Raw genomic sequence first — 14,518 nt, forward strand, 5'->3', positions numbered from 1 at the left:
ATATAACATTTCCGGGTAAATGGAAAATATTGTCAAACTTCCAAAGAATATTAAACCATTCATTTGGTAAAGCCAAAAATATAAATTTACTTTGTCTATATAATTACTAGACTTATAGTTTTACTTTGATTACCACCAGTCAAATTAAGACAAAACAATTGTTTACTTATGAAAACAAATTCTTTACTACGTCCGCAGTACAATACTGCACCCCGGGTGGTCTCAATCATTACTACACCTTCAATGCATTGTTGTTGTCAGACAAAATGTAGTCAGCCAGGCTGCTGACAAATGATCCGTTTTTGAAATAAAAAGTTTTATTACAATCTTATTTTAGGGTTGTGTAGAATTATATCTTTCAAAAATCACCTAACCATCCAAAGCCAGACCAGATTTCCTGAATGGGAAATCGTATCTGCGTATATACTTGCAAGTCAGTTGTTGATTCAGCTGCCTGTTGCAGGGCTATGCACATGTCAGGCCATTTTCTACACGTCAATTTATCATTATTTACCTTAGCAATGATTAAGAAAAACCTTTACCTGATATGGTTATTAGGTGCATTACTTTTTAGCACAACTGCCCTGAAAGCGCAGGATGTGATAACAGGTGTCGTGAAAGACGATACCGGACAAGGCCTCCCCGGCGCAACCATTGTTGAAAAAGGGACATCGAAAAATGCAATTTCAGATATAGACGGAAAATTCAGTATTCCCGCAGCAAAACAATTTCCATTTACGTTACAGATAAACGTTACCGGATTTCAAACACAGGAAATTGAACTTTACGAACTTACCACGGAACCAGTGGAAGTAATTTTAAAAACCTCAAATTTGTTGAATGAGGTTGTTGTGGTCGGATATGGTGAGCAGAAAAGGAAAGATATCACCGGTTCCATTTCTTCGGTTCCCAAGGAAATTAAATCCCAGCCGGTTGTTTCAGTTGAAAGGCTTTTGCAAGGTTCTATCGCAGGTGCCACGGTTACGCAGACTTCCGGTCAGCCGGGAGGTGGTGTCAGTGTGCAGATCCGTGGTAGCAATTCTATCACGGCAGGAAGTGATCCTTTATATGTAATCGATGGTTTTCCTATCAATAATGATTATGGTGTAAGTGACGCCGGTGTTACGGTTGGATCAAAAATAAATCCTCTTTCGTTTTTAAATACGGCTGATATTGAATCCATTGACGTATTGAAAGATGCTTCTGCGACTGCGATTTATGGTTCAAGAGGTGCCAATGGTGTTGTGATTATTACGACAAAAGGCGGTTCAAAAAAGAAATCTTCGATTACTTATGAAACCTATTTTGGGAAACAGGAAGTAATAAGAACGCTTCTTGTATTGAATGCTGGGGAATGGTGGCAGCTTCGTAAAGATGCGGCGATTAACTCGGGAAAAACTCCGGTTTTGCCAAGTGTTACAGGTTACAAACTTGATACAGTTGGCGCAGGAACAGACTGGCAGGCAGCCGCTTTCAGAAAAGCAACCCAGCAAAGTCACAGTTTATCCATTTTATCAGGAGGAGATAAAACAAGACTTGGTATTTCTGCCAATTATTTGAAACAGGATGGTGTACTTAAAAATACAGATTTCGAAAGAATATCCGCCCGTTTTAACATCGACCATGATTACAGTGATAAACTAAGAATTACTTCAAGCTTAACGGGAAGTCATACAAAAGCAAATGTTGCCCCCGCAGGTGTTGTTTCTGCGCTGGTATTAACGCCTTCTGCTTTACCGATTTATCAGGACAACGGTACTTTTGTAAAATACAGTCCGTTTGAAACCGTTTATGCCAATCCAATTAACTCGCTTTATAATCAACTAAACCAGACGACTACAAACCGTTTTCTGGGAAATCTTTCCGCAGAATATACGATCATCGAAGGTTTGAAAGCAAAGGTTTTATTTGGAGCCGATGTAGTTGACAACAAGCAAAACAGATATTTGCCGATCTCGACTTATGAAGGGACCGCGTTAAACGGTGACGCCTTGGTAGGTTCGGTTTTTACAACCAACTGGTTGAATGAAAATACTTTAAGTTATGATAAAGAACTTAATGAAAAAAACAGGATCAACGCCATAGTTGGTTTTACTGCACAGCAATCGCAATCAAAAGGTTCGGTAGCAGAGGCAGCTGGATTTTCTTCGGATGCGTTTTCTTACAACAATTTAGGAACAGGTATCACAAACCGGACGCCTGCATCTTCTGCATCTGAATTCTCACTTGCATCTTATTTAGGCCGTATCAATTATGTTTATGACGACCGCTACCTGGTTACAATTACGGTACGTGCGGATGGTTCTTCCAAATTTGGAGCAGGTAATAAATGGGGATATTTCCCTTCCGCAGCTTTGGGCTGGAACATTGCCAACGAAAAATTCTTCAAAAATGTGAGAAATGTAAGTTTGCTTAAATTGAGATTAAGTGCAGGTTCTACGGGTAACCAAAGCATTCCTCCATATCAGTCTCTAGCGCAGCTGACTTATTATCCATACAATTTCTCCGGCGGAACCGTATCAGGTTATGCGCCAAGTACGGTATTCAACAAAAATCTTGGCTGGGAAAAGACATTTCAGGTGGATGCAGGTCTGGATATCGGTTTGTTAAAAGATCGCTTGAATATCACAGCAGATTATTATTACAAAAAAACAACGGATCTGCTTTTAACAAGAACAGTACCCGGAACTTCCGGATTATCTGATTTTTATAGTAATCAGGGATCAACAATTTACCAGAATGTTGGTGCGGTTTCCAATCAGGGTATCGAATTGGCTGTAAATTCTCAAAATCTTGCAGGTGCTTTCAAATGGAATACGACGTTTATTTTCGTGAGAAACACGAATAAAATTCTTGATCTTGGAGATGGGGTTAATCAATATATTCCATCAAGTTCAGCACCTTCGATTGCAAAAGTGGGTCATCCGCTGGGATCATTTATCGTTTACAAAACGGACGGTGTAATCAAGGAAGGACAAACACCTTTGACGCCACAATCCAACAAAGGAGCAGGTGGACAGCAATATAAAGATCTGGATGGCGACGGGCTGATCACACAAGTTGGCGACAGGGCAGTGATTGATAACCAGATCAAATTTACGGCTGGTTTGACGAATACGTTCAGCTACAAAGGATTTGACCTGGCTGTTTTCTTCCAAACTTCGGTGGGAGGTAAATTGTACAATGTGAACCGTGCAAACCTTGAATTGGGAACGGGTTATACCAACGCTTCAAGAGAACTTTTGAACCGTTACACACCAACGAACACGAATACCGATGTGAAAGAAGCTTATCAGGATCCTGCGATCACGATCTCAGATCGCTTCATTGAGGATGCAACGTATTACCGTTTGAAAAACATTTCTTTCGGATATTCTTTACCAAAAGCGGTTCTTTCCAAAATCAAAATTCAGGCACTACGGGTTTATGTTTCTGCACAAAATGCGATTACCTGGACCAAGTACACAGGTTTTGATCCGGAGGTAAGTTCTAATGGACAAAGTCTGATCAACAAAGGTGTGGACGATAGCGTGTATCCGAACAATAAATCTTACCAGGTTGGCTTGTCTCTGACATTCTGATTTCAAATTAAAACTGAGCATTACAATGAAAAAATATCAATATATTTTGCTTGCAGCGAGCTCATTATTTATCGCTTCCTGCAACGACTTTCTGACCGAAAAACCAGAATCGATTATTTCGGAAGAGCAGTATTACAAAACAGAAACAGATGCCCTTACGGCGATTAATGCGGTCTATTTTTTCCTGAATTCAGGGAAAATCCAGACGCCTTATAACACCCTTTTCAATACTGGAATGAACATGGCCAGCGATGATGAAGATCCGGGGCCGGGTGCAACCAATCCGGATGTGCGCTCGTTGGCGGTGCAGTCACACTCATCCAGTAATCTGCGGGTATACGAACTTTGGCAGCAGCATTATGCGGCTATTCGTAAGGCGAATGTGGTTTTGAATAAAATTCCGGATATCACTTTTTCTATTGCTTCAAACAAGGACCGGATTTTAGCAGAAGCGAAGTTTTTGAGAGCGCTGTTTTATTTCAATCTGGTACGTTTATATGGCGATGTGCCGTTAGTAACGGAATACCAAAACTACGTTTCCGCCGCCGATTACGCGATTGCGAAAAGTCCATCAACCGATATATATGCTCAAATTGAAAAAGATCTGACTGAAGCTGCGGCAGTTTTACCGGTTTCTTACAGTTCTCCGGATGTAGGAAGAGCAACGGCAGGTGCTGCGAAATCTCTTTTAGCCAAAGTGTATCTGATCAAAGCTTCACTTCCTTTAAAGCTTACTGAAAATTACCAGAAAGCAATTTCCAAAGCGGAAGAAGCACTTTCGGCAGCGGATGGCGGAACTGGAACTTATGGATACGACTTGATTACTGATTATTCACGTGTGTTTTTGCCAGCTTACAAAAATGGTGTTGAGCATATTTTCTCTGCCCAGATGAAAGGGAATTCATACAGTCAGGGTAATAATGAAACATCTCGTGCGATTTATTCAGCCATTCCTGGACTTACCGGAAACTATGCACATATGGTGCGGTATTACACGGAAGGAAATGACAAGTTTTTCAGTATTTACAAACTTTTCAAAGCAACGGATAAAAGAAGAAATGTCACTTTTACAAGAAGCTTTACCAGTCCGACAAATGGAAGAAAATATGCTTTGCCAATCGTAAATACAGCAGTTCCAAATGATTCAACCCCTTTCTGGAACAAATGGTGGGATCCAAACAACCAGGCTGTAACTACAAACTCGGAAGCAAACGTTCCCATTATTCGTTACGCTGAACTTCTTTTAATTCATGCAGAAGCTGAAAACGAAGTAAACGGTCCGACAGCGAAAGCGTATAAGTCGATTAACCGCGTCAGAACAAGAGCAGGTCTGGCAAATCTTACACAGGGTTTATCCAAAGATCAGTTTCGTGATTCGGTTTACTTTGAACGCCGTCTGGAACTCACTTATGAATACCAAAGATGGTTTGATTTGATCCGTGAAAAAGATGCCAGCGGAAATGGAATTTTGATTAAAAGTTTGCAAAAAGTTGGGAAAAATAATGTGGCCCCGAAACATTATCTATATCCAATTCCACAAACTGAACTTGACAACAATCCGCTTTTGAAGCAAAATCCGCTTTGGCAGTAAAAATTGATAATGAATTAAAATGCCTTTTTTCTTGACAGTATCTGGGCATTTATTTTCTTAAAATAATGATAGTCAGATGTTACAACTACCCATCAGATTTAAGGTCTTAAAAAGAATTTTTAAATACAGTTTTTTCACACTTGCTGTCGCAACTAATCTACATGCACAGCAAAAAAATGAAAAGCCCAATATTATCGTCATTCTGGCCGATGATATGGGATTTTCTGATCTGGGAAGTTTTGGTTCTGAGATTAATACTCCGAATCTGGATAAGCTAGCAAAGGAAGGTTTGAAAATCACACAGTTTTACAACAGTGGAAGGTGCTGTCCTTCCCGGGCGGCTTTGCTTACCGGACTTTATCCGCATCAGGCAGGCGTTGGCGATATGGTTCAGGATAAAGGATCACCAGCCTATCAGGGTTTTTTGAGCGACCATAGTGTGACGATTGCGCAACTTTTAAAAACGGCTGGTTATCATACAATTGTGTCAGGAAAATGGCATGTTGGCCTGGTCCCTTCCGCTTTGGCGCATAACCGTGGTTTTGACAAATCGTTTACCATGCAGAATAACGGTAGCAGTTATTTCAATTCCGAGCCGATTTATAATGATGGAAGAAAAGTAACTTTTCTTTTAAACGGAAAACCGGTTGTCAGACAGGATACTTCCAGATATCTGACCCAGGCGATTACCGATTTTGCGATAAAATCCCTTGATGGAATAAAATCAGATCCGAATCCATTTTTCCTATATCTCACTTACAATGCACCGCACTGGCCGATTCAGGCATTACCAGAGGATATCGCAAAGTATAAAGGAAAATATCTTAAAGGCTGGGAAAAGCTAAGAGCCGAACGTTTTCAAACACAAAAGCAACTTGGTATTATCAAAAATGACTGGCAGCTTTCAGAAAAATATGATCAGGTTCCCGATTGGGATAAACTGACGCAGACGGAAAAAGAATTCTGGGATATGCGTATGGCAATTTATGCCGCCATGATTGACCGGATGGATCATGAGATCGGTAATATTCTTGCCAAACTAAAAGAACTCAAAAAAGATAAAAACACCATTATTCTTTTTGTTTCGGACAACGGCGGAAGTGGCGATACGGTGAAAGACTGGGATTATGTAACACAAAAAAACGGTGCGCAGGGTACAGTTAATTCTATCGACAGCTACTATCCGCCCTGGGGAAATGTTAGTAACACGCCCTTCAAATTGTTCAAAAAGAATACCCACGAAGGCGGAATTGCAACACCTTTTATTGCCTGGTATCCAGTTATGATTAACGCAGGAACGGTAAGTGATCACATAGGTCACGTGATTGACATTATGCCAACATGTCTGGAAATAGCCGGGGTGGAATATCCAAAAGATTTTAACGCCAAAAGCCTTACGCCTTTGGAGGGAAAAAGTCTGTTGAGAGTTTTTAAAAATCAATCTGCACCACAGCATCAGGCACTTTTCTGGGAGCATGAAGGAAGTCGTGCTATAAGAAAAGGTGACTGGAAACTGGTGGCCGAAATAAACCAGCCCTGGGAGCTTTATAACTTAAAAACAGACCGCTCCGAAACCAAAAATGTTGCTTCCCGACAACCGGCAAAAGTGAAAGAACTGGAAAAGGAATTTCTTCAATGGGCTGATAAAGTGGGCGTTGTAGATTGGAATACTATTAAATAATTTATTGAAATAAATGCTTACCGGAAAACTTAATAAAGTGGTGCGTGCATACAATCCGGGTCAGGAAACGAACCTGAAATAGATAGCAATTGCTAAATAATTCCTAACAATTTTTTTAAACCATAAACCTAAAAACATGCAAAAAAACGTAACATCAGTTTTTGCACTGATTCTTTTTCTTTCATTTCAAAACATCAGCTTTGCCCAGAAAAAGCCGAATATTATTGTCATTCTTGCGGACGATATGGGATACTCGGATCTGGGCTGTTATGGTGGTGAAATTCCTACACCGAATCTCGATAAACTGGCGCAAAACGGACTTCGTTTAACCAGTTTTTACAACGGGGCCCGATGCTGTCCAACCCGCGCCGCGCTACTTACCGGAATTTACAGTCACCAGGCTGGGATTGGTCACATGATGGAAGACAAAGGTGTTGACCATCCGGCTTATCGCGCACAGATTAATAACAACAGTGTGACGATTGCGGAGGTCATGAAAGATGCCGGATATTTTACGGCCATGACAGGAAAATGGCATGTTGGCCAGCCCCAGGGAACTGTGCCCTGGAAACGTGGTTTCGACAGATCATTAAATGCTCCCGCAGGTGGATTTTATTACGGTGCGGGAAAGGGTGCGAAGCTTTTTCTTGATGGTGAAGAGCTTGCCAATAATTCAGAGAAACTGCCAAAGGAATGGTATACGACAGATTTGTGGACCGATTTTGGTCTTCGTTTTATAGATGAAGGGATCGCTGCCAAAAAGCCTTTTTTGCTATACCTTGCTCATAATGCTCCTCATTTTCCCTTGCAGGCGCCGCAGGAAGATATTGATAAATTTAAAGGGAAGTATCTAAAAGGCTATGAAAAGCTGCGTCAGGAAAGATATGAAAAACAAATCAAACTAGGCCTGGTCGATCCATTATGGAAATTACCCCCAGCGAATCCAAATATTCCGAAATGGGAAACTTTGAGTGCAGCGGACAAAGAAAAATACGACCACATGATGGCAATCTACGCCGCCGTAATTTATCGTCTGGATAAAAGTGTAGGCGACCTTGTTGCCGGTTTGAAAAAAAGAGGCGTTTTTGATGATACCGTCATTATGTTCGTATCAGACAATGGAGGAAACGCTGAGCCTGGAATCGAAGGTAAATTTGAAGGTGAAAAACCAGGCTTTGCTGAGTCTGCTGTATTTATCGGACAAGGCTGGGCGGAAGCGGCTTGTACGCCTTTTTGGGCATATAAACATCATACCCATGAAGGTGGAATTTCTTCACCGGGAATTATTTCATGGCCTGCCGGAATTCCTGCAAGTCGTAACGGAAAGTTTGAAAAACAACCGGCGCATATCACGGATATCATGGCGACTTTGGTGGATCTTGGCGGCGCAAAATACCCCGCGAAGTATCATGGAAACACAATTCAGCCTTTGGAAGGTACCAGTCTAAGACCTCTGTTATCTGGCAAATCAATCAACCGGAAAAACCCTATTTTCTGGGAACATGAGGGCAACCGCGCAATCCGTGACGGAAAATGGAAGCTGGTCGCAGAACGTCAGGAAGAATGGCAATTGTACGACATAGACAAAGACCGAACAGAATTAGTGGATCTTGCCGCAAAGTATCCTGATGTGGTAAAAGATTTGTCTGCGAAGTATGACGTCTGGTTTAAACGCGTTGGTGCTGAGCCCTATGACCGGAATTTTAAGTGGTTTTATGATTATGATAAAGCAAAAAAAGAAGCTGCATCTTTGAAGTAATTCACCTGAATAGAAATGTGGTAATCATATTTATTTTATCATAGCCCATTTCAGCACAACCAACCATTACTGTGCCTGATCCAAAATATAAACCCAACGCTTTCCGGCACAATCCATGATAATTGTGCCGGATCCGAAAAACTAACCCAGGGTTTCAGCCCTGGGTTTAATATCTGCACACATTCCGGCTTTAGCCATAGCAGAATTTACAATATCTTTACCAAAAGACGCTTACTGTTAAAAAAGCCTCGATATGAAAAAAATAATTTTATCGATCAGCCTTGTGTTTTGTGTTTTTTCAACCCAGGCACAAACCGGTCAGGATCGCCCGAATATCCTCTGGATTGTCAGCGAGGATAATATTCCGATGATCGGCGCCTACGGGGATCAATTTGCAACAACACCCAATCTTGATGCTTTTGCAAAAGCAAGCATTTTATACAAAAATTCTTTTTCAACAGCACCGGTTTGTGCGCCCTCACGCAACACGCTTATTACCGGAATGTACCCGCCATCGCTTGGAACGGAGCATATGCGCAGTGTTTATCCGGTTCCGTCCTATGTGAAATTCTTTCCGAGATACTTGAAAGAAGCGGGTTATTACACGACAAATAATTCCAAAAAGGATTATAATACCACCGATCAATTGGAAGCCTGGGACGAATCCAGCGACAAAGCGACTTATAAAAACCGTAAAGACGGTCAACCATTTTTTGCCGTTTTCAATTTGATGACCACCCACGAAAGTTCATTATTTGAACCACTTCTGAAGTTGAAACATGATCCTGAAAAAGTACCGCTTCCGCCATATCATCCGAATACGCCGGAAATGAAACACGACTGGGCGCAGTATTATGACAAAATTGAAACGATGGACGGTCAGTTTGGTAAACTTATAAAGGAACTGGAAGAAGCCGGACTCGCGGAAAATACGATCGTTTTTTATTATGGAGATAACGGTGGCGTTTTAGCAAGAAGTAAAAGGTTTATGTATGAATCGGGTTTACATGTGCCGCTGATCATTCATTTGCCAAAAAAATATGAAAAACTGGCATCCGTTGCTCCGGGAACCAAAACGGATCGTCTGGTTACTTTCCTGGATTTTGCTCCGACGATTTTAAGTCTTGTTGACATAAAAATCCCGGATTATATGCAGGGGGAAGCATTTTTAGGAACGCAACAAAAAGCGGAGCATCAGTATGCCTATGGTTTTCGTGGCCGTATGGATGAGCGGATCGATCTTTCACGGGCGGTGCGTGACAAAAAATTCAGGTATATCCGCAATTACTTGCCGCACAAGATTTACGGACAGTATCTCGAATATTTATGGCGCGCACCTTCTGTGAAATCCTGGGAGGACGAGTACAAAGCGGGAAGACTTAACGCAGTTCAATCGAAATTTTGGCAGGAAAAACCGGCTGAGGAATTGTTTGATATCGAGGCAGATCCGCATAATATCAAAAATCTGGTAGACGATCCGAAATATGCAAAAGATCTGCTGCGGCTAAGAAAGGCTAACGAGGACTGGCTATTGAAAACAGAAGATGTCGGTTTTATTCCCGAAGCTATTTTGTCCGAAATAGCTGCGACCACGCCTTTAAGGGATTATGCAAAAAGTGGAAAATATAATCTTAAACACATTCTGGAAACCGCCGGTTGGGCATCTTCCCGGAAACCTGCTTACACCATTGATCTGATCAAAAGATCATCCGACCCTGATCCGACTGTGCGTTACTGGGCAGCCACGGGTCTTATAGTTTTAAAAGCAAAAACCGGAAAAGAGGCGTTAATAAAAGCGACGAAAGATAACGAAGCTGCTGTTCGCATAGCCGCCGCTGAGGCTTTGTATTATATAGATGAGAAAGAATTATCCATAAAAACATTGACCGAAGCTTTGTCAGTAAAGAACGTTCCGGCCCGTGTACAAGCCTTGAACGCATTAAGCAACATTGGTCCTGATGCAGCACCAGCACTGGAAAGTGCCAAAACGCTGGTTAAGGAAACGCAGGGAATGTTTGATTACGATTCCAGGGCGGCGACGGATTTTGTGAAGAGATTTGGTGAAAAATAGATTGTTATGTTTCCCATTTCAAAATGCATTGTCACTAAAAATCCACGTTCATATAAATAATCTCAATTATCATTTGCATTTCTATTGTTTTAATATAACTTTGTCTATCAAATTTATAGACTATATCTAATTCAGCTACCACCAGCACAGATATAGCAAAATGGAGCATACCAGAATGGTTTGCAGTCTCTTAATTCAAATTTTTCTTCAAAAGTCGTGGTGGTATTATCGGTTTAAATATTTCATGAACTGGATTCCTGCCCAGGAAAATCCGGATTTACTGATTCCGTTTTTGCACTTCACTTTACAGAAAATATTTGAGTCGGGCGAGAAAAAGCTGATTAATTCTTATCAAATAATGCTAAACAAATAAATTTCTACGATGAAAACTTTACGATTATCCGCGCTGGTATTAACCGCCTTGTTTTTACAAACCGTTGCTTTCGCGCAAGGACAACCTGGAAAAGATCTGCTGACTTTCGAACAGTTTGAAGCTAAATTAAAAGCAGCCGGAAAAGATGCACAAATACTGGATGCGCGATTACCCGAAGAATACACACAAAACCATTTGGAAGGTGCCATAAGCTTCAACATTGCGAACAAATCAGATTTTGAAAAGGAAAGTGCGAAGTTGAATAAAGACAAACCAGTATTCATTTATTCCATTGGAAACGGAAGAAGCGGCGTATTGGCAAAAGATTTGAGAGCTGTTGGTTTTAAAGATGTGACAGAAATTCCCGGTGGATTGAGCAAATGGATTGGCTTGGGAAAACCCGTAATTTCAACTGTCGGAAAAGGCTTGAACCGTGATGAATATACGGCTTCACTTAAAAGCGACAAATTGGTATTGGTAGATTTTGGATCCCGGTATTGTGGCTCTTGCAAGAAACTTGCTCCAACGATTGATTCCATTAAAAATGACCATTCGAGTACCGTTAAAGTAATTCAAATCGAAGCTTACGAAAATAAGAGTCTGGTTAAAGAACTTGGCGTAGTATCTCTTCCAACATTGGTTTTATACAAAAACAATGAAATAATATGGAAGAAAACAGGCGGCGCTTCCAAAAAAGAAAAAGAAAAAGCACTAGCTGGTCAAACGCTTTAAATTAAACGCAGAGTTAAAAGTGTTAAAAAAGGAGTTACACAGAGAATTTAATGCGCTCGTGCTTAGCGCAATTTTAACTTCTCTGTGCTTCTCTTTTTCCTCTTTGTGAGTCTCTGTGTAACATATTTATATTCTGTTTGACGTTAAAATAAAATTAATGAAAGTAGCTTAATTCTTTGTTTATTAGCATGGTAATTAATTTGGTTTTCACAATTTTTTTTGAACAATAAGATGCGTCTTGGTCTGCTGTTTTTCTTTTTTATTTCAATTTTTGTGATTACTGCATCTCCTGTGCAAGCACAAAAAAGACCTAATATCGTCTTCATTCTCACCGATGATCAGGGTTGGGGAGATTTGAGTATTAATGGAAATTCAAATGTGCAAACGCCTAACATTGATCAGCTTGGCAGAGACGGCGCGCGATTTTCAAGATTTTATGTTGCACCGCTTTGTGCTCCTACGAGGGCCGGGCTTTTAACAGGCCGTTATCATTATAGAGCTGGGGTTTACGGTGTATCCAATTCCAAAGAATTTCTAAATCTTGATGAAGTTACACTGGCTGATCTTTTTAAGAAATCAGGTTATGCAACCGGATGTTTTGGAAAATGGCATAATGGAAGTCAGTATCCATATCATCCAAATGGCAGGGGTTTTGATGAGTTTTATGGTTTTTTGAGTGGCCATTATGCGAATTACTTTAACACGATGTTGGATCATAATGGTGAAGCAGTGAGAAGCAAAGGTTTTATTACAGACGATTTGACGGATAAAGCCATCGGTTTTATTGAAAAAAATAAAGACAAACCGTTTGTGTGTTATATACCTTACAACGCGCCACATTCGCCGTTTCAAGTTCCCGACAAATATTATGACCGGGTAAAAGCAAGAGGTTTAAAACAATTCAGTCGTAATACGAGCCAGGAAGACCCGGAAGTTACCATATCTGCCTTGGCGATGTGTGAAAATATTGATGATAACGTCGGGCGGATTTTGAAAAAACTGGACGAGCTCAAACTCGCAGAAAATACGATCGTGATCTACATGACCGATAATGGCCCTAATTCATGGCGCTGGAATGGTGACATGAAAGGGCGAAAAGGTGTGGCTGAGGAAGGTGGTGTTAGGGTGCCGTTTTTTATCCGCTGGCCGGGTGTTATCCCTTCGGGGAAAATTATTCGGGATCAGGCCGCCTACATCGACATTCTGCCTACGCTGACTGATTTTGCAGGGATTTCAACTTCTGGTACAAAACCGTTGGACGGCGTAAGTTTAAAAGCTTTGTTGAAAGGAGAAACGAATTCGTTGGCTGAAAGATATCTTTTTTCTTCTATTAATAAATTTAACAGTGTTAGAAAATGGCCATATTTGGCTTCGGAAGGTGCTTTATATGATTTGTCAATGGATTCCACCCAAAGTAAAGACATAGCAGCACAATTTCCAGATGTCTATAAAGATCTTTCCGGAAAATTAAATGAATGGTATAAAGATGCAATGTCAGGTATCGATACCGTGCGTTGGATACCGGTTGGATATGCTGAATTCCCCAAAACGACTTTGCCTTCACAAGATGCAAAACTACATCCTTCCAAAACAGGAACTTTGTCATACAGCGCATCAGCTCCTAATTCTTCGTGGATCGCAAACTGGAATGATGAGGAGTCTTACGTAACCTGGGATGTGGACGTGCATACCTCCGGCAAGTATAAATTGAATATCCGATATACGATTCCAGCAGCTAACGTGGGCAGTGCTTTTGATGTAATATTTAATTCCAAAGCCATTTCTGGAAAAATTACAGAGTCTTACGATCCGGTGCTTATGCCTAGTCCTGACCGGGTGAAAAGGAATGGAGAGTCTTATGAAAAGGAATTTATAACCAAATTTGTTGGAAACTGGGATCTTGAAAAAGGAAAAGGCCAGATAAAAATCAAAGCAAGCCAATTAAAAGGAAATCGCTTTGCAGACATCCGTGCTATTGAACTGATATTGTTAAAATAGCCCTACAAACGGCGAAATCTGGTTTATCATATTATTCTCTCACAATTGTCTGGTTAATAATTTTCGAAAAAAACTACCAATCATTCTTTCAATTTTTTGCCAATATTATTGGGCCAGAAATTCTCTTTCACCAAAATTTGGCTCCTTCGGAGCCTCCTGCTAATATCTTGAAAGATGGTTGATAAATTAGGAAACTCCATCCTGAGTTTTGTCGCGTTGTAGTGAATTTTTCAGCTATAAACAGGATGCTCCGACGGAGCAGTTCTGGCATCTAACATTATGTCGGATGCGAATTTTAATTACATACACGAGACTTCAATTATTTAAAAACGGCGGAATCTGGTTTACCATATTATTTTCACCAGTTTAGCTGATTAATAATTTTCGAAAAAAACGGCCAATCATTCTTTCAATTTTTTGCCAATATTATTGGGCCAGAAATTCTCTTTCACCAAAATTTGGCTCCTTCGGAGCCTCCTGCTAGTGTCTTGAAAGATAGTTTAATATTTCAGGAAACTCCATCCTGAGTTTTGTCGCGTTGTAGTGAATTTTTCAGCTATAAACAGGATGCTCCGACGGAGCAGTTCTGGCATCTAACATTATGTCGGATGCGAATTTTAATTACATACACGAGACTTCAATTATTTAAAAACGGCGGAATCTGGTTTACCATATTATTTTCACCAGTTTAGCTGATTAATAATTTTCGAAAAAAACGGCCAATCATTCTTC

Annotated in this window: 7 protein-coding genes; all 7 read left to right on the top strand. The window is 40.6% G+C overall.

The features are described 5' to 3' along the window. Positions 1-521 precede the first annotated feature (521 nt). The 7 genes from FZF08_RS04155 to FZF08_RS04185 all read left to right on the top strand — a co-directional run bounded on the left by FZF08_RS04155 (position 522) and on the right by FZF08_RS04185 (position 13,786). On the top strand, positions 522-3,581 hold the full coding sequence (locus tag FZF08_RS04155; protein ID WP_229216410.1) for a TonB-dependent receptor: 3,060 nt from the start codon (positions 522-524) through the stop codon (positions 3,579-3,581). A gap of 25 nt (positions 3,582-3,606) precedes the next feature. Then, entirely contained in the window at positions 3,607-5,172 is a 1,566-nt protein-coding gene (locus FZF08_RS04160; protein ID WP_159467389.1) for a RagB/SusD family nutrient uptake outer membrane protein, read from the top strand. Positions 5,173-5,248: 76 nt separating this feature from the next. Beyond that, complete coding sequence (locus FZF08_RS04165) at positions 5,249-6,853, top strand: arylsulfatase (protein ID WP_159467390.1); 1,605 nt, start codon at positions 5,249-5,251, stop codon at positions 6,851-6,853. Between the two features lie 136 nt (positions 6,854-6,989). Further along, positions 6,990-8,612 carry an arylsulfatase gene (locus FZF08_RS04170; RefSeq protein ID WP_159467391.1) on the top strand — a complete coding sequence of 541 codons (1,623 nt, stop codon included), beginning with the start codon at positions 6,990-6,992 and terminating at the stop codon, positions 8,610-8,612. 253 nt (positions 8,613-8,865) lie between these two features. After that, the gene (locus tag FZF08_RS04175) at positions 8,866-10,683 is read left to right on the top strand and encodes a sulfatase (RefSeq protein WP_159467392.1); all 1,818 of its coding nucleotides are present in this window, start codon (positions 8,866-8,868) and stop codon (positions 10,681-10,683) included. Between the two features lie 382 nt (positions 10,684-11,065). Next, on the top strand, positions 11,066-11,788 hold the full coding sequence (locus FZF08_RS04180; protein ID WP_159467393.1) for a thioredoxin domain-containing protein: 723 nt from the start codon (positions 11,066-11,068) through the stop codon (positions 11,786-11,788). Between the two features lie 291 nt (positions 11,789-12,079). Beyond that, entirely contained in the window at positions 12,080-13,786 is a 1,707-nt protein-coding gene (locus FZF08_RS04185; protein ID WP_200837025.1) for a sulfatase-like hydrolase/transferase, read from the top strand. Positions 13,787-14,518: the final 732 nt, after the last annotated feature.

The sequence above is a fragment of the Dyadobacter sp. 3J3 genome (genome assembly GCF_009801115.1).
Classification (GTDB): Bacteria; Bacteroidota; Bacteroidia; order Cytophagales; family Spirosomataceae; genus Dyadobacter.